The following is a 25158-nucleotide window of genomic DNA, read 5'->3' as shown; positions in this document are numbered from 1 at the left end:
GTAGGTATTAGCATTGAGGACAACACGTACTCACGAAAACCTATGACAGCGAACACACACCTGTTGACGGAGGAAGCGCTCGTCGATCTCCGGCGCGAGTTCCACGAATACCCGGAGCCGGGGTGGCGCGAATTCTGGACGACAGTACACATCGTCGAGGAACTGGAACGTCTCGGTATCGATCAGATTCACGTCGGGGGCGACGCACTCGATCCCGCCGAGCGATTGGGAGTACCCGACCAAGAGGAACTGTCGGAGTGGTATGAACGAGCGGCATCCCGAACGGACCGGACGGACGTTCTCGAGCGAGTTGCGGGCGGACACACTGGCGTCGTCGCCGTCGTCGAACGCGGTGAGGGTCCGACGGTCGGCCTTCGCGTCGACATCGACGCCCTTCCGATCACCGAATCGTCCAGTGAGAACCACGAGCCGGCCGCCGCAGGATTCCGTTCCGAGAATGAGGGATACATGCACGCCTGCGGCCACGACTCGCACATCACGTTCGGTCTTGGCACGCTCCAGACCGTCATCGAAAACGACTTCAGCGGCACGTTCAAGGTGTTTTTCCAGCCGTCCGAGGAACTTCTCGGGGGCGGCAAGCCGATGGCTACCGGGCCGCACATCGACGACGTGGACTACCTGATCGGCACGCACGTCGGACTCGATTATCCGACCGGAACCGTGATCGCGGGCCTTGACGAGGTTCTCGCCTTCTCGCGGTTCGACGTCACGTTCACAGGGGAGTCGGCCCACGCCGGATTCGCACCCAACGAGGGTCGCAATGCGGTACAGGCACTGGCAACTGCCACGAACGATATCTTCGGCATCCCCCGTCACAGAGACGGCTCCACTCGGGTCAACGTCGGTGAGCTCAATTCCGAGAACGCTGCCAACGTGATTGCCGATAAGGCGACTGCGAAAGTGGAGGTGCGCGGGGAATCGAACGAGTTGTTGGAATATATGCGTGAGTCACTCCACCGGCGCATCGACGCGGCGGCGGAAGCCCACGGCTGTGAGGCCGAAACCGAACTCATCGGAGAAGGGATCCGCGAGGACAGTGACGAAGAACTGGTCGACCTCGTCGCCGAGATCGCGAGCGGCGTCGATGGCGTTTCCCCTGTGCATCGACGGAGGAGTGCGGGTGCCAGCGAGGACGTCACGTACCTTATGCGTGCTGTCAAAGATAACGGCGGAAGAGCGACGTACGTCGGGATCGGCAGTGACAGTCCTAGCGGACATCACACGTCGACGTTCGATGTCGACGAGGACTGCCTCCTGATCGGTGTCTCGGTCCTCTCAGAAACCGTTCTCGACCTCCTGTCGTGAAAGCACCACGGAAGCGATCCGGACGCTCTGGGTAATCCGGTGACGACGGTCGGCTGGTGGTAGTCGTACTCCTGCCGCCTTCCCGACTACACCGAATTGAGTAAATATCATAGTATCAATTATAAATAGATGATGGCTGATATTACTGCCGTATAGTAACCAAAGTGTATTTCTTGATTCGGAATCAAATCTCTCATCACTGTTGCATCGACTATCGAATATTTGACGCCCGTACCAACTAAATGCCGATTATCACAGGATAAGTACAAGCGGTAGCGGAATACCAAACACTAATTAACAATTTATTTATCATCTACGATGCTAGATAAAATAAGCCTACTGATACCACGTCTGAGGAGACCACTGGCGGCTGGTTGCGAAATATCGAGCGTGTCGGCAACCTCGCCAAGCGTTACATCTCGGGGGTCTTCGAAGTACCCCATCTCGAACGCGACGAGAAGCGCCTCTCGCTGACTCTCCGTCAAGCCGGCGGAGGAGGTACCGATACTGGCGTACTCGTTCACTCGCAGGAGATCGATGTCGACGTCGTTCGCCTGTGCGTAGTCCCAGAGGTCGACGAGCTTCTTTCGTTCGGGCATCCACACCGTTATGATCCACGCGTTGCTCTCGTTCTCCATATCGAGCGCGACACCGTTTGCCATCGATATCACCGGCGAGAAGGTCTTCGCTTCGGCGGTGTACTTGAAGCTGTAGATCGCCCTCTGGTCGGTGGTTTCGATGACCCGCTCGAACTCACTAATCGTATGATCGTCTCGCAAACCCTCCTCGAACCGATAGAAATCGGACGATTCGACGTGATACAGGAACCGCCCCGACTTGGGGTCGGTTCCCGCCTCCGAGACCGGCTTGACCTTCGAACTGTTGTCGTACGTAACCGTCTTCGTGAGCACGATGTCAGGGTGCTCGACCCGGACGACTGCTTTGATATCGCTCATTGTCTTTGATTGTTTTCCGGTCGGGAGTGGGGAGTCGACGCGTGGGCTTCGAGGAGTAATTGGCGTTTGAGCCACTTGATAGTAAGGTTTTCTCGGGGCTGCCCCGCTACCAGCGGGCGTTCGGTCACCGTAGCGCCCGATGCGGTCGTCGAAATCACTGTAATTCCAAAATAGCACAATAAAATCACATATGAAGTACTGACCAACGCCCCACGAATCGTGTGATTCCTCACCCGTCATCTTTGAGCGGATGAGTCAATCTCGACGCTTCAGGACCTATATGAGAAATATAGTCACTGAGCCGGTGCCTCGGCGGTCGAAGAGTTCGGCACTGGACAGCAATTTTGCATCGGTGTCTCTTGTGGTGTATGAACAAGACAGCCCGCTATCGGTGCGGACAGCGGTCTCGTCGACAGGGACCGCGTTGGCGATGTCGATGCCGGGCCAGATACGTCATCAGCGAGCCGAGGGATCTATTGCCACATCGACTGACGAGGTCGTTCTACGCCTAATTCAGTTCGCATCGTCGCTATCTCTGTGCGAGAACGTCCGTCCACGTTCTCACTATTCATCTAATTCACCGGCTGACTTCTGGCCGAGCAGGCTTGCAAGCAGTCTTGGACCGGACTCTCGACCACCTACTCGTTCCTCAGGCAGTACTACCTAGACAGTGCCGCTGCGGTGCTAAAATAAAAGAGGTGTTCGTGTTCGGTCTGCGACTTCAACACCGACGGCCTCGAGACGGCCGCTCGTACGGGACGGGGTGTCAGACGCGGTGATTGAACAACTTCGCCCAGATGCGTTCGAACCAACCCTTTTCAGACGACGGAGAAACTCCAACCGGGAGGTAAAATTTCGATTCCGCCTCTCTGCCGACACGATCGGTACGATTGCTCTGTGCCATACATTAAAATAATGGGTCGGAGACAGTATTGCTATTTAGCTTAATCGTATAATACCCTTATATCGGGGTCGAAAAACGGTGCCCCGATTCGCCATCTATCGGGCCTCGAACGAGCAGAATCGCCGCGCGTAGAGCGGCGAGAAAAGGGACACGCCTCAGCGATCAAGGATGTGGATTGCCTCGTCGTCTTTCGGCCGCCGTTTCCCTAGTCGTCCCGGCGAACGTTAGTGGGGACGTGATGATTCCGTGGATTTGCCTCTCGCATCGCCGTCAACAAATACGTATTCGGTCTCCCGACCGTCTCCGTCCGGTGGAGAGCGTTTCTATACCTTCCGATCACTTATTTCCGTATTGCTCCAGAGCAAAAGAAAATATTCTGGGAGATTCGCGTCTCGTGAATGCTTTATACTGTTCCTGCAAACGTTCAGTTGTGCCTGGACACGGACGCGAACTGACGACGACCGCAACGTCGCTTCGGATCGTCGACGCGATCAATCGGTTCGAGGGGGCTCGGATGAGCGAGATCGCCGAGGAACTGGGCCTGGCCAACAGTACCGTCCACGCGCACCTGACGACGCTTCGCAACCACGAACTCGTCGTCAAGGAGGGCAACGAATTCTACCTAGGCATCAAGTTCTTCCATCTCGGTGAACAGGCAAGGCACCGGAAACCCGAGTACGAGATCGTTCGACGGCACGCTCACGAACTGAGCAATCGCCTCAACGAGGAGGTCGCGTTCGCCATCACCGAGCACGGCCGATCGGTGATCATCTTCGACGAGAACAACGACCCCGCGAAGGAAGGGTTCCAGGTGGGTCGGTACTTCCATATGCACAATTCCGCGAGCGGGAAGGCGATGCTCGCGGAGTTCTCCCGCGAGCGCGTCGAGGAAGTGCTAGAGCGATGGGGAATGCCCAAGGAGACCGAGAACACGATCCAGAGTGCCGAGGAACTCTACGAGGAACTGGAGCAGACCCGCGAGCGGGGCTACTCGCTCAACCGGCAGGAGGCGCTCGAAGGGCTGATGGCGGTGGGAATGGCGATCACGAACCTCGACGGGAGCGTCCTGGGCTCGCTCGACGTCTCCGGACCTCCGTACCGGCTCTCCGAAGACGAGATCGTCCCGGAGTTACGCGAGACGGTAACGCAGATTGAACGCGAAATCGCCTCCCGGTACGGAACCGAGTGAACCGCTCGCATCGACACCGTCCGGCTGGTGGGTCCCGAAACCAGAGCTCGCACCAGATCGATCCCTCGTCGCTGACGGTAGGTATCTGCCTCTTGAACTGGCTCTCGGTGTTGGCCGGCGCTGAGACGCTGGAGCGGCGGCGCTTCCCCTCGACAGTCCCGTACTCCTAATTGTCGTCAGGGCCGAGCAGTAGCTCACCGAACGCTTGGGCCGTCGGGAGTTCCCAGCCGCGATTGACCGCGGTCAATCGCGTTCCAACGGTGACCGTGGCACACAAAGCCGCAGCGGCGCCATCGGTCGCAAGCGCGCTCGTTACGATCCAGTAGGTAACACCGCCCAACACCGCGCAACTCGCGTAGAAGTCGGTCACCAGAATGAACGGATACCGGTCGAGCAGGAGATCCGCGAACGCCCCGCCGCCTGCCGCGTTGATCGTCGCGATCGCGATCACACCGAAACTCGAGGTTCCGGCTTCGGTCGCCACGATCGCGCCGGCCGTCGCGAAGGCACCGAGTCCCACGGCGTCGGCGAGCATCGTGACCGGATGATCGTCCGGGGAATCGAGAACGACGTTCAACCCGACCGCGAGGACGACTCCGAGCATTCCGAGACTCACCTCGCTCAGTGAACTCAACGCTAGTGGAACCCGATTCACGAGCAGGTCGCGCGTCGTCCCACCGACGAATGCAGTTGCGAGACCGACGACAGCCACCCCGAACAGGTCGAACTGCTCGCGTATCGCCTTTGCCGACCCGACGAGAGCGAACGCGATCAGTCCGATCGTGTTCATAACCGCGAACGGCTCGGCTAGGAGCACTCCCACGATTTCTTGCACTGATACGTACCTACAATACTCGCTCTATTCAACGCTGCGGTTGATCTACTCTCACCTGATCGTGCGTACACTCGCAGTTCTGTGAGAGCTCGAAGTGAGCCGTTCAACTGATTCGCCGCTCGATCCACCATCTCGCGTGAGGGAACTGAGACAGAGACGGACTGTAGGGATTGGATCTATCGGCGTTGAAACCCCGTTACTCGTCGCTGACCGACCTGATTAACCCGTCGATGTCCGACAGTTCAATGAGCTTTTTCACGCCTCTCCGAAGGCGTCCACTCGCGGCAGATGTCGATATATCGAGTTCCTCTGCAATTTCCTCGAGCGTCATCTCGCGCGGTTTGTCGAAATACCCGTTCCTGTAGGCTATTGCCAGTAGTTCCTGCTGTTTTTCCGTGAGTCCGTTGTGTTTGCTCTCGCCGTAGTTAGACACCTGTTGGATCGCGAAAATCTCGAACGCAAACGACTTTTCGTCCGCGAAATTCCAGATCTTCTGCAGGGATTTCTGATCCGGGAGTTGCCACCGTTCGATCCACCCGTCGCCGTGTCGGTACGCATTCAATGCAAATCCGTTCTCCTCAGTGACTATCGATCCGAGTAACAGCGTATCGGGAGTGAATTCGATACGGTAGACGGGCTGGTTTTCGTAACTCGGCACCCATTGGGCGGTTGCGACAGTGTGATCCGATTCGACACTCTCCTCGAATCTTTGAGTACTACCCGTATCGACGACAAAATAGTGCATATTATGCGTTGGATCCGTGCCTACCTCCTGAAGGGCTCGAATCTTGGCGTGCGGTAGCGATTCGATCACGTGGGCCAACGCCATCCGCGGATGAGAAAAATAGACTCTTGCTATAATCGACATATCCGACTTTGGCGGGGCGCACACATCAATATTACTCCATCAGATCCGACCTGATTCGCTCGGGGTTACCGACACATCCTCGTTTCATCACTCTGACTTGGTGACCACAGCGAGGGCAGGTCATCCGTTCTGTACGCGGTGCGGCGACGGGGGTCGACCACACAAACATTATATGAACACCACGGTATGGCGAACTATGGGGAGCTTCACCATACTGAACGCCACCACCGTGGCGGATCGTCGTGTAGATATCCGGATACGAGACGGGGTAATCAGCGACGTCTCCGAAGCCGGGACCGTTTCCGACCGCTCTGCGGATGAGCAAGGCGTTTTCGATGCAGACGGGCGGTTAGTTACCCCTTCGCTGACCGAACCGCACATTCACCTCGATTACGCTCTTGCGGCAGGAACCCCTCGCTGGAACGAAGCAGGGACCCTTTCGGAGGGTATCGACATTTGGGCCGAATACAAGCGAGATCTGACCAAGGACGACGTCAAAAAGCGGGCTCGGCGAACGATACAGTGGTTAGTCGCTAACGGCGTCACGAGGGTCCGAACCCACGCAGATGCGACTGAGAGTACCCTCTCGACGGTCGAGGCACTCGTCGAGCTGCGTCGGGAACTCCGGGATTTCATCGACATCGAAGTCGTCGCGTTTCCACAGGACGGCATCTACACCGCGGATGGAAACGAGGTGGCGCTCCGGGAGGCGGTCGAAATGGGTGTCGACGTCGTCGGTGCGATTCCCCACGCCGAGCCGACCCGCGAGACGGGGGTAGAATCGATAAAGACTGCGTTCGACGTTGCCAGGGACAAAGACCTGAAGATCGATATGCACATCGACGAAACGGACGACCCCGGCTCGCGATTCACGGAGGTACTCGCACACGAAGCCCGGCGGCACGACTGGGGGGAGCGAACGACAGCGAGCCACGCCGCCGCGCTCCACTCGTACCCGAACCCGTACGCGAGCAAGGTTATTTCGCTCCTCGCAGACAGCGGCGTGAGTGTGATCACGAACCCACCGGACAACAGCGTATTGCAGGGTCGGTATGACGACTATCCGCGACGAAGAGGACACACTCGTATCGACGAGCTTCACGATGCAGGGGTCACGGTCGGTCTCGGCCACGATTCCGTTATGGACCCCTGGTACCACTACGGTAAAGCCGACCCGCTCGACGCCGCATACGTGTTGATCCACTACGCGCAGATGAGCGGGTACGACGACGTCCAAACGATATGGAATATGCTAACGGTGGCGAATTCGGGCATCTTCGGCGCAACAAACTACGGGCTCGAATCGGGAGACGAAGGGTCTCTCGTCGTGTACGACAGTTACAGCGCCTTCGATACGTTACGGACGCGACCTGCCCGTCGGTTAGTCTTGAAAGAGGGGATCCCGGTTGCACGGACCCAACCGAGTGAAACGACGGTGCAGTTCGGAGAGAACAGTACCGATATCGACTTCCACCGATCCTAACCCGCCCGTTTCGTACGCCGTTCGGGGACGAAGACCGTGCTCGTGTCGAGCACCTCGAGCGGGGGACCGAAACCCGGAACGATTCGTCGCAGCGCAGTCCGATCGTCACACCAGAATTTATTAGAAAGAACGACACACTCTACCGTGTGACCACCAGACACTCAGCCGTTCGTACGGGCGAAATGACGTGGAAGGAGTACGACCAAAGGGTCGAGCGCGTTCCCGTTTTCATTCCGGTTGGGAGTACCGAACAACACGGTCCCGGACTGCCGATGAACGTCGATTCCGTCATCCCGACTGAGTTCTCCGAGCGGACGGCCGAGCGTGTGGACGGCATCGTCGCGCCGACGATACACTACGGTGCGAAGTCTCAGCCCGGAAGCGGCGGCGGTTCCGAGTTCGTCGGGACGACGAGCGTTCACGGGGGGACCCTCCGCCGGCAGATCCAAGACGTCATCGGTGATCTTGAACGCGACGGCGCGAGGAAAATCGTCTTTTTCAACGGACACTACGAGAACGAATACCCGATCCGAGAGGCTATCGACCGCCACATCGAAGACGGCACGCGGGCCACGTTCATTATCGCAAGCTGGTGGGATCTGCTGTCGCCGTCGCTCCGAGACGAGATCTTCGAAGAGATTCCCGGTGGGTTCCCCGGTTGGGCGAAAGAACACGCCGGCGTCATCGAGACGGCGCTGATGCGTCACTTCCGACCGGAACTGGTGAGAGAAGACGAAATCGTGGACGACGAGGCGGACAGGACCCCCTCACACATCGTCAAACCGGCACCGACGTCGGCGGTCCCGGACAGCGGCGTCTTCTACCGAGCCACGTACGGGACCGCCGACGTCGGTCGGCGGGTCGTCGAGAACGTCACCGACACCCTCGTCAGCGCGATCGAGAAGGAATTTGCGTAGTTGCTGCCGGCCGTACGCCCGCGAGACAGTTCGCGGCACCAAGGTGTCGATTTACCGATCCACCGAGGATCTTTGCGGCGTTCGACGGTATCAGGGTCACTCGGACGCTTCTGCAACGCTTTTCACACGATTCGTTGAGACCGAGAGAAACCGAAACTTGATCGTGTCGTTCAGACGGATCACTGTCGCAGGTACAATCACCCACGCTCACCACGCCGTCGGGGATCCGGTGGAACCGTGACGTACGGGATGACGCACAGTGAGTAGTGCAGACGTTCGTCCATTCCAGACCGTGGGGCCCAGTCGCTCTGAGGAGCCGGGCCCGTACTATCCGAGATCGGATACACGAACCCTCTCCATTTGCTTGTTTTCGCCAATTACCGGTGCTCGCCGTACGGTGCCAGCAAGCACCGGCACACAGCGAGAACAAACACTATCAGTCGTCCGCTGGACCCACTTGCCGAGAGGCATCCCGTGCAGTTTCCCGCATCTCGTAGACGAACTCTTGCACGCGGTCTTCAGGCGGCGACGGAGTTGCGAGATTGACGACGACCAGGCCGATCGTCGTACTCAACCCGCCCCAGAAACCGATCCACACCTGGAGCGAAGTTTGACCGGTCCAGATGAGGTACGACAGAGTATCCAGACCGGCGATGACCCCATATTTGTTCGCGCGGGCCCACCAGAACGTCGCGATGGCGACCGGATGCAGTATGAAGTATCCCGGGAAGGTGAGGTCGAGCAGGAACGTGAAGAACTCACCGAGCGGTCGCGTCGCAAACAGAAGTGCGGCGAACGCGATGAATCCGGAGTGATCTTCAAGTACCTCGACAACTGTTTTTCGGGCATATCGCCCTGTATGAGCACCTGATAGATGTAGCGCGAGATGATGGACCCGAGCATCAGGATGATCGAGTCTGCCGTCGACATCGCAGCGGCGACCGCTGCCGCCATCATAATCCCTAGGAAGGGCCCCGGCATATCTTGAATGGATCGAAGAATGGCCGTATCAGCACTCGAACCTTCGATTCCGGGGGATATGAGAAACCCTACCAATCCGATGAGACCGGCAAAGAGCGTCAGGAGGAAGGTGTCGCCGATACCCTCAGCAAACCCGAGCCCCCAGATACCAGATTTCCGACCTCTCAGTCGTCTTGTGGTGCCGATTCCCCGCGTATCGCGGTCGAACTCGTGTCGACCCCCCTGAACTGATCACTGAACAGTTTCGTCATCGAGAAGATGGAGACGAGGACAACGAGTCCGAACGGACCCCCCGTGATGATCGCTGCGGCCTGTAGCGCGTTCACCCCGCCGGCAACCATCAGGACCGATGCGAGTAGCCCGATGATCCCGCCCCAGATGACGCGGTTGATCAGCGACGGTGATTCTTCGCCTCCCGTCGTCAGCATCCCGAGTGCCAACGTCGACGAGTCTGCAGAGGTCACGAAGAACGTCGTGACGAGGATCAAAAACATCACCATCAGGACCTCGCCGAACGGCAGTGCATCGAACAGGGGATACCCCGCTGCGGCTTCGTCGCCCCCGTACTGACCGATCGTGCCCAGGATGTCCGCCACTCCCGTGTTCTGGAAGAAGATCGCCGATCCACCCATCGTCGCATACCAAGGGACCGTGATCCCGGTCGACGCGAACACTCCGATGATCGACACTTCGCGTATCGTGCGACCGCGGGAGATGCGTGCGATGAACAATCCGACGAACGGTGCCCACGAGAACCACCACGCCCAGAAGAATATCGTCCAGTTCCCGACCCACGCCCCGGAGTCGGTCCCGGCACTGGTGTAGAAACTCATCGCGATGAACTGATCGATGTAATTACCGAGGGCCTGCGTTCCGGTCAGGAGAATGTAGGACGTCGGTCCCAAAACGAACGCCGCGACAGTGAGAACCGAAAAGAGAGTCATATTGAAGTACGAAATCCGCAGGATTCCCTTTTTGATCCCCGCCGAGACGGAGAGCGTGAACGCGACTGTCAGGCCGGTTATCATAAGAACAGTGCCCGCATCACCCAATTGGATACCCGTGACGTAGTCGAGTCCGACGAGGAACTGGCTGCCTACCAGCCCGAGAGTAGTGGCGACCCCCCCGATGGTGGCAAACACTGCCACGACGTCGATCAACTTCGCCCAGACACTGTCCAGGTTGTCCAAGCCGACTAACGGTGCGATGAGCGTAGAAACACGCAACGGAGCGTCATATTTGTAGGCCAGGTAGGCGATCGGGATTGCAATTACCATATACGCCGACCAGGCCGAGAGCCCCCAGTGGAAGTAACTGTACTGTATCGCGCCGACCGCCGCCTGCTGACTTCCCGCTGCTACATCCAAGAACGGGGACGGCGTTTGATAGTGAAAGATCGCTTCGGCCGGCCCCCAGAACACGACGCCTGCCGCCGTTCCCGCAGAGTACAGCATCACGAAGTACGTTAGGTAGCCGAACTCGGGTTCATCGTCCTCCTTCCCGAGTTTGATCCGGCCCCACGGGCCTAGTATGAGAAAGAGCACAAAAATCACTGCACTGAACATAATCAGGAGATACGCCCAACTGAGCTCCGTCCAGAGGAACGTATTGATGTTACTCGTCAACGTCGTCGCCGCTTCTTCCCAAAAGACGAAGCCGAGTACAGTGAGTGCAGTGACTGTTATTCCGATACCAAAGATTACACCGTCTAACTCGTCTATGAATTGCCTCAGCGATGTCCGGTCAGTATTATCAGTCATAGTTTGGGTTGGATTCATCGGATTGCTCCGATCGCTACCGTGCCAAAGCCTCATTTGACACAGAGTACCGAACAAGATAATGCCAAATAAAAATAACTAAACATATTTGATATTTATTGGCTTAGAGTCCGTGTTCGGCTACAGAGTGCTGACACGAGCGAGAAGATATGTCGGGGCCAACGAGGGAGTGAGAGCACCTGCGACCTCGAGTTGTGCTCTCTGGGAGATTCTACGCCGTGATGCCTCTGGATAACGTTCTGTTCAGATGGTACCAGACGCTCCGTGTTACTAGTCGAGAGACTGGTCCCGTAACGACACTACCGGACAGGGCGCGTTCAGCAGAACCGACTGTGCAACGCTCCCGAAGAGCACCTTCCCCGTCTTACTCCGCTGTTGCGGGCTCACGACGATGTACCGTGCGTCCTGCTTTTCGGCGTACTCAACGATTTTGGTCGCCGGATCACCGATGCGGCCGACGGCCTCGACCTCGGTACCGAACTGCCGTTCTTCGATCAGTTCTGATGCGACCGCTGCTGCCCGTTCCTGAAGATCCGGTATCCTTTCGTCGTTGTTGTCGTCTTCTCCGCACTGAATCGCTTCCGCCCGCCCCATCACATGCAGGACGTGTACAACGTCGTCGAATCGTTGTGCAAGGGTTTCGGCTTCTTCGAGCACGGCACTGGCTTGGTCTGACCTGTCAACCGCGGCCACGATAACCATACCCCCCTTTCGAAGCTCATCAGTTATATAATTTTAGTGCCAATTGGGTAACTCCGTGCCGTTTCCGTAGGCTCGTCACGGCAGCACGCCGGCCCGACGCGTACGCGCGAAGACTCGGTCACGAATACTACGGCTCTCCTTGTGGTCTCGTTCGGCCCGCGACATTCGTCCTCCGGAGGTCGTCCTGCGTATTCCCCACGACAGCGTTTGGAATAATAAAACAAACTGTGGCTACTGGGACTAACGCCGTCCGTGGAATCGGATTCCATTACAATACTAAGAATGTAATATTTGTTTGTGAGGACGGGCACTGATCCGCCGCTATGTACTCTCTATCTACCCTCTCCAGTATCTCTCGTCGCCAGTCACGGACGTTTGGAATAAACTAACAAATTCACGTTGTTTCGCCATACAACCTGTCCCAAATGCTACTCTACCACCGCCTTCGTGAAAGAATACACAAATCTGAGTCAGAAAATTGGGCTTCTCTCGACCTTTTTCTACGAAGAAACAGAAAATTTTAAGTATTTTTGATTGGTATGTGTTTGCAAATGACTAACCAACACTCCCCTCGAATGATGACGACCGTCGCGACGAGTTGGGAGATAATCCGCACGCTCGAGAAGTTACAGGGAGCCGGCGTTACGGAGCTCGCGGACCACCTGGATATGCCGAAAGGGACGGTTTACACTCACCTTGCGACGTTGAAAGAAGAAAAATACGTGGTCAAGCGGGACGGGAAATACCATCTCGGATTACATTTCCTCAATCTCGGCGAGTTCGTCAAAAAGCACAGCGTCCTCTTCAAGGCGGGGCGGTCAGAGGTCGAGCGATTGGCTGAAGAGACCGACGAATACGTTCATTTGGTCACCGAGGAGCACGGCGATCTCATCTATTTGCACGAAGCTCGGGGGCAGAACGCCGTGGGAAAAAACTACTTCGAGAAAAAATTAGAGAAACCGGGGTACTTACACAGTTCAGCGTACGGGAAGGCTATGCTGGCATTTCTGCGGGAGGATCGTGTAGAGGAAATCATCGCGGAGTCGGGACTCCCACAGCGAACCGAGAAAACGATCACCTCCCGTGATGCGCTCTTCGACGAGTTGGAATCGATTCGCGAACAGGGGTACGCTCTGAACGACGAGGAGGAGATATTCGGTACGCGGGCGGTCGGCGCCCCGATTCTGGACAAAAATGAGACCGTGCTCGGGGCCGTCAGTATTACCAAGCCGACGAGCAGGATGCAGGGTGATGACTTTTACGAGGCGGTTCCGAATCTTGTCACCAGCGCGGCGAACGTCATCGAAGTCAATATTCAAACGATGCGGAACGAAGATATCGGACACTGAAAACGGAGAACGACCGACCTCCGTGTGATACTACTCCCACTGCCGGTTAGCTCCCGAGGATGTCCTTCTGGAGATCGACCCCACCGACGACGCTCGTCCGTTCGAGAAGGATCGTGTGTTCCGGTTTCCAACTCACCTGTACGTCTCCCTCCGGTACGTCGGCCAGCTCCCACGACTTGAGACTGATCTCCTTCTCGGCGTTCTCCGCTCGAACCTCCAACAACACCTGCGTACTCGATCCGGGATTCCAGATGACGTCTTTCACCCTGCACTCGAGGGTGTTCGCGTACTCGTCGGACAGGGTCATATGCTGGGGCCGAACGGAAAACGACATCTCGGACCCCAGAAGCTCACTGACCGACGAGTGGAGATTGTCGGGCAAGGCTTTGAACGAGCCGAGCTCGGTAGCGATCGTTACGCTGCCGTCGGGGTGCTCTTGGTCGAGCGTCCCAGTGACCGTGTTCGAGTCGCCCACGAACGCCGAGACGAAAGCGGTGTTCGGTGAGTTGTAGATCTCCGCGACCGACCCCGACTGCTCGACCTGTCCGTCGTTCATCACGATGATCTGATCCGCGAGCCTCATCGCCTGTGTCTGATCGTGTGTGACGTACACGAAGGTGGTGTCGAACTCCCTGTGGACGCGGAGTAGTTCACGCTCCATCCGCTTTTGGAGCTTGTAGTCCATATCCCCCAGCGGCTCGTCTAGAAGGAGCAATTTCGGTTCGAGGACGAGACTTCGTGCGAGCGCCACCCGTTGTTTTTGCCCGGCAGAGAGTTCCTCCGGGTCGCGATCCGCGAGACCCTCCAACTGCATCATCTCCAGAAGGCGCTCCGTCCGCCGTCGTCGCTCCTGGTCGTCGACCCCCAGTTGCTTCAATCCGTATTCGATGTTCTCGGTCACGGAGAGGTGCGGAAAGAGCTGAAAATCCTGGAAGACGAGGCCGATGTCTCTGTCGTGGGTGGGTTGATCGGTAATCTCTACGCCGTCGAGACTGACTGTCCCGGCGGTCACGTCGAGATTCCCGACGAGGGAGTGAAGCGTCGTCGACTTTCCGCAACCGCTCGGGCCGATGATCACGCAGAAATCACCGGCGTCGACGGCGAAGTCGATGTCGTCGACCGCGAGCGTTCCATCGGGGTATATTTTCGTGAGTCCAGACACGTCCAGCATCGTTCTACTGGATTCGAGCTGTTCGGGCTGTTCTGATTGTATCCGTGGATCGTTCGTTTCGCTCATTGTTCTGCCTTTAAGAGATCGCTAACTTTCATATCGCCAGTGACGCTCATTTCCTCGAAGAACTGCGCCGCACTCGCATCGAAGCCGATTTCGGTCTCGTTGCTGTTATCGACATCGTCCGGTCTGCCGGGCTTTACCACCTGGAGGTCGTTGTCGTACCCGGGTACGGAGACTGAATACTCCGTTACTTCCCCGGTGTAGGTCTTCCCCTCGAGCACGACGCCCACGTTGTTTCGGCAGTGTGCTGCGCCGTCACCGATGACGATATCTTCGGGACGGACCAGTACTGCACCCTCGGAGCCCTCCGCGGGCCGTTCGCCGGTATCCGAAACCGCGAGTTCGCCTACTGGTGTTTCGACGACAATCTCCGAATCGGTCGTCCGAACGACGTCGCCCACCAGAAGATTGGAATCCCCGACGAAGCGGCCGACGAACGCGTTTGCCGGGTTCGTATACACTTCTTCGGGCGTCCCGACCTGTTCGATTACCCCGTCGTTCATCACGATCAACCTGTCTGCGAGTTTCAGCGCCTGGTCCTGGTTGTGCGTCACGTACAGGAACGTGCTCTCTAACTCGTTGTGGAGCCTTCTCATCTCAATCTCCATTCGCTTTTGGAGCTTGTAATCCAGATCCGCCAGCGGATCGTCGAACAACGTGATATCACAGTCGCGAACCAGATGGCGTGCCAGTTCGACGCGCTGTTGTTGCCCCCCGCTCAGTTCGTCCGGATAACTCGATTTGGTGTGGGAGATCGCGAGGAGGTCGAGCATCTCGTCGATCCGGTCTTCGATCTGTTCCTCCGGCGGCGCGTCGGACTGTTGTCTGAGACCGAATCCGATGTTCTCCGCTACCGTCTTGTGTGGAAAGAGCGTCTCCTCGAACTCCTGAAACACGAGACCGACGTCCCTGTCACGGCTCGGCACCGATTCCGTGTTCCGTCCTCGGAGGTGGATCTCTCCCGTGTCCGGATCGGCGATCCCGGCTATGCACTTCAATAGCGTGCTCTTTCCACAGCCGCTGGGTCCGATGACGACACAGAACTCCCCGTCGGTAACTGAGAGGTCGATACGGTCCAAGACGAGTTCGTCGGCGAACTTCTTGCTCAATGAACTGATGCTGATCGCTGGCTGGGCTGACATACGTTCACGTTCTACATTCCAATATAAAATTGTTCCCAATAATATAGTAAATTATACTATTTTAATATTATGTGTGGTGGGTCATTTCTGACCTTGATCCGCTCGGAACATCGGACGTACTCTCTTTTCGTGTATAAGGTCTACATATGAAATTATCCACTACATTTATATACTTCCGAGAATCTTTGTTAGTAGAAGCCATGCCAGAGTCACTCAGCAGGCGTAACTTTGTCAAGTACGGTGGTGCAGCCGCTGCGGCGGCTGGAATGAGCGGTTGTCTCGGTGGCGGCGGGCAGGAGGGCACCGACAGCTCCAGTGGTCAAGAGAGTACTACTGGTGGAGGCTCCTCGCTCCAGTGGATCGGACCCGCCTACGGGGTGAGAGACGGTCAGGGCGAAAAGTACACCGAGGTGACCGGAAATGAGGTCGAACTAACCACGGCCACCGGTTCGACTGTTCAACAGCAGGTCCTGAGCGGCGGTCGAGAGACGATGGACGTGTTTTCGCTGGACACGTCGACCGCATCGGCGCTCACGGTGGACAATGACGCCAGCTATCCGGTGGATACCGCAGACCTGGATAACTGGTCGGAAGATTCCATTTCAGACCTCTTTTTGAACCCCGGCGAGCGGATTCCACAACTGGAAGAACAAACGGAGACGATCAACCAGGAGGTGTGGGAGAACAAATCGGAGGGATCCCTTCGGCTTCCCCCGTACGCGTACAACTTCGACGCGATCGGCTACAATCCGAAGTACGTCGACGACGTCTCGAAGTGGAGCGCGCTGTTCGACGACCAGTACGAGGGGGAGGTGCTCGTCAACGGTGCGGCCCCGATCCAGATCCCCCAGACGATGATGCACCTCCTCGACAACGATCAGATCGACGGGTCGGTCGGAGAGCTCAACAACCCCACCGAAGACCAACTCGACAGGGTCATCGATTACCTGGTCGAGCAGAAAGCGAACGGACAGTTCAGATCGACGTGGACCGCCTACGGCAACTCGGTCAACCTGATGGCCGGCGAAGAAGCAGTGATCGGTGATCTCTGGCAGCCCGCGGCCCTCGACGTCCGTCGTTCCGGAACGCCGTGTGAGTACGCGACGATGAGCGAGGGGGCACAGGGGTATCGGTTCTGGTACGTCGGAATGGCACCACTCAAACCTGGCGCGTCAGGTCGAAACAACCTCGACGCCGCCCACTCGCTGTACAACGACATCCACCTCGGCGCGTGGTTCCCCGGCTACATTCAAAACTGGGGGTACTCGGTCCCGCACTACCCGAACAAGGAGTTAGTTCGTGACGGCTCCGACAGCAGTGGTGAAGGGATGGGGCCAGAGTACTACGACTGGGCCTACGAAGGCAAGAAAACCTACGAATCGATCGACAACCCGGCCCTGTTCGATCCGCAGTCGTACGACTGGTCTTCCGAGGAAGGGTCACCCGCGTCCGACGGCCAGAAGCGCGACTGCGGTTCGATCGAAGAGCGCATCAACCGTATCGGATTCTTCCAGATCTGGCCCGACAACGCGGAATATATGCTGGACCGCTGGCAAGAGTTCCAGAGCGCGTGAGCACTCACGATCAAGACACCCGAACACACTATGAGAAAGATATCACGAGACTCGATATCACTACACGAATCATACCTGCTCGCCGGGCCCTCGTTGCTCTGGTTCGGCCTCTTCCTGCTGATCCCGCTCGGCGTCATCAGTTACTACAGTTTCCTCACCTACAGTTCGTTCTCGGTGCAGCACACGCTCACGCTGGAGCCGTGGATCAACGTCGTGACGTCGGCTACGATCCGCGAGGTATTCCTCGAGACTCTCCTCACCGGGGCGGCCGTGACGCTTCTAACCCTCGTCTTCGGATACCCGCTGGCGTACTATCTCCGGTTTTACACCAGTCAGAACGGAGGCATCATCCTCTTGTTGTTCCTTATCATTCCGTTCTGGACCTCGGGGATCATTCGGACCTTGGGGTGGATTCCGGTTCTCGGGAAGGAGGGCGTGATCAACCAAGTGCTTCTACTGGTCGGTGTTATCGACCAACCGCTCTCTTGGCTCCTCTTCTCGCCCGTCTCGCAAGTCCTGGGGTACCTGCAGAACTACGTGGTCTTTATGGCCGCCCCGATCTACATCGCGCTCACCCAGGTCGACGAGGGATTACTCGACGCCTCGGAAACGCTCCGGGGTGGCCCGGTCGCGACGTTCAGAAACGTGACCTGGCCGCTTAGCCTGCCGGGCGTAGTCATCGGCTCGATCTTCGTGTTCGTCCTCTCGATCGGCAACTTCGCTGTCCCGCAGTTTCTCAGCGGTGGAAGCAGTACGATCTCCACGTTGATTTATACGACAGTGAACCAGGGACTGGACTATCCCGCCGCCGCAGCGCTCTCGCTTACGCTGTTGATCGTCATATTCGGGATCGTCTACCTCTCGCTTCGCAGGGTCGACATTACGGAGCTCGCCCGCGGATAGTCGGGCTGACACGCTTTCGAGCACCTGCCATTGACGAACGTACCTTTCAGGAATTACTCCCAGATTGTTCGAGAATCGGCGTCTTCGACGTATTCTTTATGTCGCTCCGCTGGTTCCCGATAGACTGCGTCGCCCGTATCCACCGTGTCACCCTCGAACGTCGCGTCCAACGCGTCATCGACGCGAAGGACCAACGTAGTGAGGTCGGTGCCACTCCTGTAGACGCTCTTTTTCGTCGCCGTCGTATCGACGACCCCGGCTTCGAGTGTCTCGGTGATGTCGCCTTCGGGAAGGACGACACCGACGTTCGAGTTCTTTCGGTTCGCTGTCCGGAGATCTGTGACGGTGGCAAGCGGATCCAGTCCGGCGTTGCCGACGAGCGTCCGGACCAGGCTCTCAAGCGCTGAGGCGTACTCGTTCATCGCGAGCTGGCTTTTCGATCCCTGCGTTTTTGCCGCTCTCCGAACCCGGCGTGCGATAGCCATCTCTGTGGCTCCACCACCCGGGACGACTCCCTCCGAAGCGCCGTCTCTCGTAGACTGTGCGGCCGCCAAGACAGCTTTCCGGACCTCACGGGGCGCTTGCGATTCGAGCTGTCCGAACGTTCCACACAGCAACATCGTGACCGAATCGGGATCGGTACATCCATCGAACACGACGATGCGCCTGTGTTTCCGACGGTGCTTTCGCTGTTCGATTTCCCGCTCGACGACGCTGCCGCAATAACCGAGTTGGTCCGAGTCGATGTCGTGGTTGTTCTTGACGATAGTTGCTCCAGTCGCCAGCGACAACCGCTGTAGATTACGAGGATGGACACGGCGAATCGCCATAATTCCTCGATCGGCCAACAGCTGTTGATAGTGACTGCTAATTCCCATCTGTGTGAGCACGACGTCGGCACCACTCTGAACGATCTGATCGACGAGCTCTCGTCGCTGATTCGCCGCCGTTCGTTCGAACGTGCCGAGGACGTCCGGTGACTCCAGTTTGACCTCGAAATCGTCCACCACGTCCGGGTCCTGTAACCCGCCTTGGTCGTGTCCACCCAGCAAAAGCACGGTCGCATCCGAAACACGGCGGGGCATATTTTGATGGACCACAGTATTGCGGTCGAGAACCGTTCCTTCGATCAAACGACTATCGCGTATAGAGCCGTACCGCACCGTCGTGACGTCGAACGAACGCTCGTTCGGTTCCCCTATCTCCCGAGCAGCAGCCGCGGCGAGCTTCGCGATTTCGTCCCGCATCTTTCCGAAATCATTCCCCGTAAGCGCCGTACGCGCGGCGTCGATGGCAGAAGCCCTCCCGTCTGCATCAGGTATGTTGGAGGATCGGAGTGTACTCTCAACCACCTCAAGGCCCGCACGATAGCCGCTGATGATCTCCTGTGGATGCAGCCCTTGCTCCAGCAGGCCGACGGCGTTCACGAGCAGTTCACTCGCAAATACGACCTTCGAGCTGACCCCGTCGTAGATGTCTTTTCCGTCGACCGCCGTATCGCCTGGTCGGTACGGACCGACGGACCGCTCGAGTAGTTCACCGACGGGGTGTTCTACCGAAAGGGACTGCAGGAGGTGCGCTCCGTCCCCGGTCACAGCGTACTCGTCGATCTCTGCCCTCGCGTCCTCACTTTCCCCCGTCGAGGGCGTCTCTAGCAGCAAAACGTCCATCGACTGGGGACCGACTGTCGATCTGAACACATCCGCTATCACGTCGATCGCCGATATATTCGCGTGGGGAAACCTGATCGTGGTGGCGGCCGCTCCTGAAGAGCGCCGCGACTGGCCTTGCGGGTTCGGCTCCATCGATACGCATTCAATCCCTCATCGCAGACAAATAAATGTTTTGCCGACCTCGCTCGGGATCGGAGGCGACCTGCGCTCGCACTCGGTCCTAACAAGTGTGCAAGCGGGTTCGGGGCCTGGCTCGCGTACACGAGGGCAGGTCATCGATCCCGGACCGCACAGATCTCGTGTTCGTTACACTCGGGGCAACGCGGGAGATCGATTACCTCCCCGTTCCGCTCGCGACGATCGCTGATCCAGTACAGGCCCTGAAAGGGTGGGATGACCGTCCCGCAGTTTTCACACCGGAACGTATACGCCGGTTCGTCGTCGGGATATCTGGGCATCGTACTTCGGAGTATGGTCGAATTGACTCATCCGGAGGCCGAGGACGATTCCACGATAACCGGGTCGAAACCCTGACCGGACGAAAGTACGTCCTTCAGCGGGTGATTCGGAGCGCGCCGCTCGGGAGCACTTCCGCCTCCCACTCGGGGTTGATCACGACGGTGCTGTCGAATTCGTCGACGATAGCAGGACCGTCGATCACGTTGCCCGCCCTGAGTTCCTCGCGTGCGTATCTCGGCGTTTCGTACTTCTCGGGTTCGAGTGACGTCCCGAAGTAGACGGGGTGCGACTTCGTTTCGGCGTGCGAGGGATCCGTGGCCCCACTTTCGATCTCGACGGGATCGTACTCCACGCTGTCGGCCGACGCGGCGACGCGGAGGTTCAATACTTCGACCGGATCGTTCTCGAAGTAGTGACCGTACTCCTGCTTGTGCTTCTCTTCGAACTGCTCTCGGATCCGGGAGCGCCAGTCGCCGTCGGTCCCCGTGTATTCGATGTTGAGTTCGTACCCCTGTCCCTCGTACAGGCAGTCGATCGACTTTCGGAAGACCGCGTCCTCGTCGACATCGATTCCGTCGGAGCGTAACTGATCGGCCCCGCGCTGAGTCAACGACTCGATGCGGTCCTCAAGTTCGTCCGCTTCGACGTTCTTCAGTCGCTTGCTCAGGGTGACCTGGTTGTCGTACTGAATATCGCCGGTCATAAGGCCCCGTGCGGAGCCGATACCGGGCGACGGCGGAATCAGAACTTTGGAACTTTCGAGGGATTCGGCGAGGTCGACCGTGTGCATCGGCCCTGCTCCACCGAACCCGACAAGCGAGTAATCGCGGGGATCGTACCCCCGCTGCATCGTCTGCTCGCGTACCGACTGGTACATATTGCTGTTTGCGACGTCGAGGACGGCCAGTGCCGCTTTCTCGACGGTACTGAACCGTTCCTGATCGACCGCATCGACTAGCTTGTCCTCGATCGCTTTTTCCGAGAGACTGGGATCGATGTCGAGTTCGCCACCGAGGAAGGTCTCCGGATCGATGCGTCCGAGCACGACCTGTGCGTCGGCGATTGTGGGCTCGTCGTTACCCCGCCCGTAACACGCGGGCCCTGGGTTGGCACCGGCGCTCTTCGGTCCGACGTTGAAGCCCTGTGCCTGGTCGAACCACGCGATGGATCCGCCCCCGCTCCCGATGGCTTCGATGTCCAGCATCGGTGTGATGGCGGGGTACTCGCCGATTTCGCTGTCGCGCGGGTCCCGCTCCAGGAGGCGTCCCGGCAGGACCGAAATGTCCGCACTCGTCCCACCCATATCGAACGTGATCACCTTTTCTTCGTCGGCTGATCGACCAGTGTACTGTCCCGAAAGTACACCGGCCGCGGGTCCGGAGAGGAGGGTCGTCACCGGCCGCTGACTGGCTTCTCTGATACTCGCCACGCCGCCGTTGGACTGCATAATGAGCACGTCTGCGTCCTCGAACCCGTAGTCGTTGAGCCGCTCCTGTAACCGGTTCAGGTAACTCGACATCACGGGCGCGATACGTGCGTTTATCGCCGTCGTCGAGAAGCGTTCGTATTCGCGGAACTGCGCCACGACTTCGTTCGACGTCGAGACGAAGACGTCCGGGAACTCCTCTTGGATGATCTCTTTCGTGCGGTCTTCGTGCGTCGTGTCCAGGTACGAGTGGAGGTAACAGACGGCGATCGACTCGACACCTTCCTCGACTAGTTCCGCCGCCGCCTCACGTACCTCGGACTCGTCTAACGGCTCGACGATCTTCCCCGGAGGGTAGATCCGCTCGTTGACCGTTTGACGGTAGCGACGTTCGACGAGCGGCTCCTTCTGATGTTTTATCTCGTGTTGTACCGAGAACGTGTGCGACTTCCGGTGTCGTCCGATGTGAATCGTGTCCCGGAACCCCTCCGTGGTTATCATCCCGGTCTTCGCACCCTCGTGTTCGATCACGGCGTTCGTCCCGACCGTGGTCCCGTGTAGAACGGTGTCGACCTCTCCCGGAGCGATACCAGCCCGTTCACAGACTTCGAGGACTCCGTCCGCGGTCGACTTCGAGGGATCGTCAGTCGTCGGGAGTTTGTACGTGTGCTCTTCAGTGCCGTCAACCAGGATGATGTCGGTATTCGTTCCACCGACGTCTGCGCCAACGCGAATAGTACTCTCTGTCATAGTCTCTCAATATGTTCGACATTCTATGTCACAGAGACCTACATAATAAATTTACCGGACAAGGCGGGTCGGCTGGGGCAGTCGCGCACGACGATGCAACGGGCTGCGCCGGCCTATTATCGGATCCTCACTTGCGGCCTCCGTAGAATATCAGGAGGCTAGCTCCGACGAGCAAAAATGTCGACATCACGGTGGTGAAGCTCCCGAGTGCGAAAAGCTCGGGGGTTGCTCTTTTCGATGCCGCAATGCTGAAGATCTGGATCGGCATCGTGTTCGCTTGTCCGACCACGAGGAGGCTTCGGGTGGCCTCGTTGTACGATAGCGTGAACGCGAAGACGGCTGCGCCGAGCACGGTCGGCCCGATCTGTGGAAGAATCACTTCCCGGAACACCGTCCAGTTCGACGCCCCCATCACACGCGCCGCCTGTTCGTTACGGGCCAAGTGTGGCGGAATACCCGCCAAGAGTACGATGACGGCGAACGGGAGCGCCCAGACCACGTGCACCGGAATCGCGAGCCACAGACTCTTGTTCAATCCGAGCAACTCGTTGAAAAACAGCGTCGCTCCGACTCCGTACGTGATACCGGGGGTGATGATCCCCAGCAGCAGTATGTAGAGAATCGTCTTCCGCCCTCGGAACTCGTAACGGTAGGCGAGGGCGGCCGCAGTGCTCAATGCGGTCGTGATCACCGTCACGACGAGTGCCACCTTGAGTGAGCGTACGATGGAGGACGTCACCGCCTCGTTAGCGAACAGTTCGGCGTACCACGAGGTCGTGACCGCGACGAACGGGAACGTTAGACCACCTTCGTTGAACGAGAACGCGATGAGTGAGATGATCGGGACGTAGATATACGCCGCGATCAGTATCGCGTAGGCGATCAGAACGGTTCGCAACGAGACTGCTGCCGATACCTTCTGGAAGCCGTTTCTGAGGGCCCCACCTGTGGACGAATCACTTGCTGTCTCCGCGTAGGATGCGCTCGCCATCTTGTGATGATAAGACACATCAAGGATAATAAGTCTATGCCTCTCGTACGCACGATCAGCGGGAACGACTCGGACGACTACACGGTTTCACTGATTTTTGCCGCTGAGGTCGCCTTTCAGATCTCTAGAAGCGCGCCCGTTCGGAGCGCCCTCCGGTCTCCTCCGTGTGGCGGGATCTCGATCGGCGTTTCCGACGTACAGAAAAACGTTGGCCTCTCGCTCCGGCGTTCCCGATATATCCTATTCGGTTACCAAGTCGCCGTCTGCGACGACTACCGAGGGCGAGCCGGTGACGTCGATGTCGGCGAGAGGATCGTCGGCGAATCCGACGATGTCCGCCGGCGTCCCTTCCTCTATGACGCCCAGTTCGGGGCGGCCGAGCTCCTCCGCAGGTGTGCTCGTCGCGGCCGTGAGCGCCTCTTCTTCGGTCATTCCACCATCCACCAGGCAGCGGAGTTCGTGGTGCAGCGCCGGATGGGGAATGTTTGGCGATCCGGCGTCGCTTCCCGCCAAGATGCGAACGTCGCTTTCGATCGCCTCTTCGAAGACCTCCCAGTGGCGATCGGATACTCTCTGCGCGTTCTCGTAGGCGTACTGTGGGATGTCGCCTTCCCCTTCGGCCACGGTCTTGTAGATATAGAGCGTCGGTTCGTAGGCGATGTCCTTCTCGACCATCTCCTCCAGACTCTCGCTCGTCATCAAGTTCCCGTGTTCCAGGGTATCCACCCCCGCCTCTATGGAGTTCTCGATCCCCTCCGTCCCGACAGCGTGGACGGCGACAGGGATATCGAACCGATGGGCCTCATCTACAGCAGCGATTACCTCTTCCCGAGAGAGTTCCGACATCCCTGGATCCTCGCCCACGGCCTGCCCGTAGACGCCACCGGTCGCGCTGATTTTGATCACACGCGCGCCCTTGTCTCGCTGCTTTCGAACGCTGGAGCGAACGGCGTCGACCCCGTCGCTTTCCATCCCCCAGAACGGGTCGTGACCGCCGCTGATGATGATCGTCTGACCGCTCGCGTAGATCCTCGGCCCCGTAATATTCCCCTGGCGGGAGGCGTCGGCGACGCTGATGGCGATGTCGTGTGTGCTTCCGATGTCCCTGACGGTCGTCACGCCGCCTTCGACCTGTTCGCGAGCCATCGCGACCGCGTGAATGGTCTGTTCCTGTTCGGACTGCCGTCTGAGGGTGGCGACTGGATCGCCCGTACCGTCCCACACCAGGTGGACGTGGAGATCGATGAGACCCGGTGTGATGAGTTCGACCTCCTTGACGTCCGCCGCAGGCCCCGGCTTCTCGTCGTACACTCCTTCGATCTCGTCGTCCTCGACGGCGACCCACTTGCCCCGTTGTCGACCACGCTTTGCGTCCCACACGTCACCGAACAGTAGCAGCTCGTATTCGCTCATTATATTGCTCCGTTGACTATCAATTCTTCAGCACTGGTCGTTCGACATACGCAGCTATTCACTGGCATACGCTGTGACATAATTTATCTAATTATATTAATTTTTCGCTGGAAACGCCCGTCCGTCGTCTACAGGGGAGACACGAAAGCCGACGGCTGACGTCCCCGGGAACGAACGGCGGTGCGTCGACGTCTCGACACCACGCGTACTCATTGAAACGGCGTCACGCTCCCGATTCGGAATCGAGTCACGTCCGGTCCTCCGAAGCGTCGTCGTCGGCTGTGGCCCCGATATTTGGCCACCTC

At 58.1% G+C, this 25158-nt stretch carries 20 protein-coding genes; 7 read left to right on the top strand and 13 right to left on the bottom strand.

Features of this window, described 5'->3' with window-relative positions; genetic code table 11:
• The first annotated feature begins 42 nt into the window (after positions 1-42).
• Positions 43-1326: an amidohydrolase gene (locus NO876_RS13495; RefSeq protein WP_256422191.1), complete on the top strand. Its 1284-nt coding sequence runs from the start codon at positions 43-45 to the stop codon at positions 1324-1326.
• A gap of 302 nt (positions 1327-1628) precedes the next feature.
• Here NO876_RS13495 and NO876_RS13490 read toward each other — a convergent pair whose 3' ends face one another.
• A complete protein-coding gene (locus NO876_RS13490; RefSeq protein ID WP_345780764.1) occupies positions 1629-2282 on the bottom strand; it encodes a helix-turn-helix domain-containing protein in 654 nt (217 codons plus the stop codon).
• Between the two features lie 1334 nt (positions 2283-3616).
• On the opposite strand from NO876_RS13490, the gene NO876_RS13485 reads away from it, so the two are divergent.
• Positions 3617-4375: an IclR family transcriptional regulator gene (locus NO876_RS13485; RefSeq protein ID WP_256422189.1), complete on the top strand. Its 759-nt coding sequence runs from the start codon at positions 3617-3619 to the stop codon at positions 4373-4375.
• Positions 4376-4541: 166 nt separating this feature from the next.
• On the opposite strand, the gene NO876_RS13480 is transcribed toward NO876_RS13485, so the two are convergent.
• Positions 4542-5165 carry a trimeric intracellular cation channel family protein gene (locus NO876_RS13480; RefSeq protein ID WP_256422280.1) on the bottom strand — a complete coding sequence of 208 codons (624 nt, stop codon included), beginning with the start codon at positions 5163-5165 and terminating at the stop codon, positions 4542-4544.
• A gap of 241 nt (positions 5166-5406) precedes the next feature.
• The gene (locus tag NO876_RS13475; protein WP_256422188.1) at positions 5407-6078 is read right to left on the bottom strand and encodes a helix-turn-helix domain-containing protein; all 672 of its coding nucleotides are present in this window, start codon (positions 6076-6078) and stop codon (positions 5407-5409) included.
• Positions 6079-6274: 196 nt separating this feature from the next.
• Between NO876_RS13475 and NO876_RS13470 the strand changes: the two genes are divergently transcribed.
• Positions 6275-7561, top strand: coding sequence for an amidohydrolase family protein (locus NO876_RS13470; protein ID WP_256422187.1), 1287 nt, complete (start codon positions 6275-6277; stop codon positions 7559-7561).
• A 146-nt stretch (positions 7562-7707) separates the two neighbouring features.
• Positions 7708-8478 carry a creatininase gene (locus tag NO876_RS13465; RefSeq protein ID WP_256422186.1) on the top strand — a complete coding sequence of 257 codons (771 nt, stop codon included), beginning with the start codon at positions 7708-7710 and terminating at the stop codon, positions 8476-8478.
• A 570-nt stretch (positions 8479-9048) separates the two neighbouring features.
• Here NO876_RS13465 and NO876_RS18145 read toward each other — a convergent pair.
• The 3 genes from NO876_RS18145 to NO876_RS13455 form a co-directional block, all read right to left on the bottom strand.
• The gene (locus tag NO876_RS18145; RefSeq protein WP_390278035.1) at positions 9049-9534 is read right to left on the bottom strand and encodes a sodium:solute symporter family transporter; all 486 of its coding nucleotides are present in this window, start codon (positions 9532-9534) and stop codon (positions 9049-9051) included.
• Between the two features lie 89 nt (positions 9535-9623).
• Complete coding sequence (locus NO876_RS13460) at positions 9624-11219, bottom strand: BCCT family transporter (protein WP_256422185.1); 1596 nt, start codon at positions 11217-11219, stop codon at positions 9624-9626.
• A 288-nt stretch (positions 11220-11507) separates the two neighbouring features.
• Entirely contained in the window at positions 11508-11939 is a 432-nt protein-coding gene (locus NO876_RS13455; protein ID WP_256422184.1) for a universal stress protein, read from the bottom strand.
• Positions 11940-12490: 551 nt separating this feature from the next.
• On the opposite strand from NO876_RS13455, the gene NO876_RS13450 reads away from it, so the two are divergent.
• On the top strand, positions 12491-13288 hold the full coding sequence (locus NO876_RS13450; protein ID WP_256422183.1) for an IclR family transcriptional regulator: 798 nt from the start codon (positions 12491-12493) through the stop codon (positions 13286-13288).
• Between the two features lie 46 nt (positions 13289-13334).
• On the opposite strand, the gene NO876_RS13445 is transcribed toward NO876_RS13450, so the two are convergent.
• Positions 13335-14525, bottom strand: coding sequence for an ABC transporter ATP-binding protein (locus NO876_RS13445; protein ID WP_256422182.1), 1191 nt, complete (start codon positions 14523-14525; stop codon positions 13335-13337).
• Entirely contained in the window at positions 14522-15664 is a 1143-nt protein-coding gene (locus tag NO876_RS13440; protein WP_256422181.1) for an ABC transporter ATP-binding protein, read from the bottom strand. The genes NO876_RS13445 and NO876_RS13440 overlap by 4 nt, the downstream gene beginning before the upstream one ends.
• A 200-nt stretch (positions 15665-15864) precedes the next feature.
• Between NO876_RS13440 and NO876_RS13435 the strand changes: the two genes are divergently transcribed.
• Both NO876_RS13435 and NO876_RS13430 read left to right on the top strand, forming a co-directional pair.
• Positions 15865-17238 carry an ABC transporter substrate-binding protein gene (locus NO876_RS13435; protein ID WP_256422180.1) on the top strand — a complete coding sequence of 458 codons (1374 nt, stop codon included), beginning with the start codon at positions 15865-15867 and terminating at the stop codon, positions 17236-17238.
• A 30-nt stretch (positions 17239-17268) separates the two neighbouring features.
• Positions 17269-18141 (top strand): ABC transporter permease, encoded by an 873-nt coding sequence (locus NO876_RS13430; protein WP_256422179.1) that lies wholly within the window; start codon positions 17269-17271, stop codon positions 18139-18141.
• Between the two features lie 53 nt (positions 18142-18194).
• Here NO876_RS13430 and NO876_RS13425 read toward each other — a convergent pair whose 3' ends face one another.
• From NO876_RS13425 to NO876_RS13405, 5 genes are all read right to left on the bottom strand, one after another.
• The gene (locus NO876_RS13425) at positions 18195-19841 is read right to left on the bottom strand and encodes a TCP-1/cpn60 chaperonin family protein (RefSeq protein ID WP_256422178.1); all 1647 of its coding nucleotides are present in this window, start codon (positions 19839-19841) and stop codon (positions 18195-18197) included.
• Positions 19842-20086: 245 nt separating this feature from the next.
• Positions 20087-20272, bottom strand: a complete 186-nt coding sequence (locus NO876_RS13420) for a hypothetical protein (protein WP_256422177.1) — start codon at positions 20270-20272, stop codon at positions 20087-20089.
• Between the two features lie 95 nt (positions 20273-20367).
• A complete protein-coding gene (locus tag NO876_RS13415) occupies positions 20368-22449 on the bottom strand; it encodes a hydantoinase/oxoprolinase family protein (RefSeq protein WP_256422176.1) in 2082 nt (693 codons plus the stop codon).
• A 127-nt stretch (positions 22450-22576) separates the two neighbouring features.
• The gene (locus NO876_RS13410) at positions 22577-23440 is read right to left on the bottom strand and encodes an ABC transporter permease (protein WP_256422175.1); all 864 of its coding nucleotides are present in this window, start codon (positions 23438-23440) and stop codon (positions 22577-22579) included.
• A 240-nt stretch (positions 23441-23680) separates the two neighbouring features.
• Complete coding sequence (locus NO876_RS13405; protein WP_256422174.1) at positions 23681-24853, bottom strand: metal-dependent hydrolase family protein; 1173 nt, start codon at positions 24851-24853, stop codon at positions 23681-23683.
• Positions 24854-25158: the final 305 nt, after the last annotated feature.

The organism is Halobellus rarus, from assembly GCF_024494595.1.
Lineage (GTDB): Archaea > Halobacteriota > Halobacteria > Halobacteriales > Haloferacaceae > Haloquadratum > Haloquadratum rarum.
The sequence above is the reverse complement of the archived record's forward strand: the minus strand, read 5'-3'. Positions and strand labels throughout refer to the sequence as shown.

Excerpts from the sequence above, each read along its gene's own strand:
- NO876_RS13495 (WP_256422191.1), top strand. The coding sequence starts at position 43 with ATGACAGCGAACACACACCTGTTGACGGAGGAAGCGCTCGTCGATCTC.
- NO876_RS13490 (WP_345780764.1), bottom strand. The coding sequence starts at position 2,282 with ATGAGCGATATCAAAGCAGTCGTCCGGGTCGAGCACCCTGACATCGTG.
- NO876_RS13480 (WP_256422280.1), bottom strand. The coding sequence starts at position 5,165 with ATGAACACGATCGGACTGATCGCGTTCGCTCTCGTCGGGTCGGCAAAG.
- NO876_RS13475 (WP_256422188.1), bottom strand. The coding sequence starts at position 6,078 with ATGTCGATTATAGCAAGAGTCTATTTTTCTCATCCGCGGATGGCGTTG.
- NO876_RS13470 (WP_256422187.1), top strand. The coding sequence starts at position 6,275 with ATGGGGAGCTTCACCATACTGAACGCCACCACCGTGGCGGATCGTCGT.
- NO876_RS13460 (WP_256422185.1), bottom strand. The coding sequence starts at position 11,219 with ATGACTGATAATACTGACCGGACATCGCTGAGGCAATTCATAGACGAG.
- NO876_RS13455 (WP_256422184.1), bottom strand. The coding sequence starts at position 11,939 with ATGGTTATCGTGGCCGCGGTTGACAGGTCAGACCAAGCCAGTGCCGTG.
- NO876_RS13450 (WP_256422183.1), top strand. The coding sequence starts at position 12,491 with ATGACTAACCAACACTCCCCTCGAATGATGACGACCGTCGCGACGAGT.
- NO876_RS13445 (WP_256422182.1), bottom strand. The coding sequence starts at position 14,525 with ATGAGCGAAACGAACGATCCACGGATACAATCAGAACAGCCCGAACAG.
- NO876_RS13440 (WP_256422181.1), bottom strand. The coding sequence starts at position 15,664 with ATGTCAGCCCAGCCAGCGATCAGCATCAGTTCATTGAGCAAGAAGTTC.
- NO876_RS13435 (WP_256422180.1), top strand. The coding sequence starts at position 15,865 with ATGCCAGAGTCACTCAGCAGGCGTAACTTTGTCAAGTACGGTGGTGCA.
- NO876_RS13430 (WP_256422179.1), top strand. The coding sequence starts at position 17,269 with ATGAGAAAGATATCACGAGACTCGATATCACTACACGAATCATACCTG.
- NO876_RS13420 (WP_256422177.1), bottom strand. The coding sequence starts at position 20,272 with ATGCCCAGATATCCCGACGACGAACCGGCGTATACGTTCCGGTGTGAA.
- NO876_RS13415 (WP_256422176.1), bottom strand. The coding sequence starts at position 22,449 with ATGACAGAGAGTACTATTCGCGTTGGCGCAGACGTCGGTGGAACGAAT.
- NO876_RS13410 (WP_256422175.1), bottom strand. The coding sequence starts at position 23,440 with ATGGCGAGCGCATCCTACGCGGAGACAGCAAGTGATTCGTCCACAGGT.
- NO876_RS13405 (WP_256422174.1), bottom strand. The coding sequence starts at position 24,853 with ATGAGCGAATACGAGCTGCTACTGTTCGGTGACGTGTGGGACGCAAAG.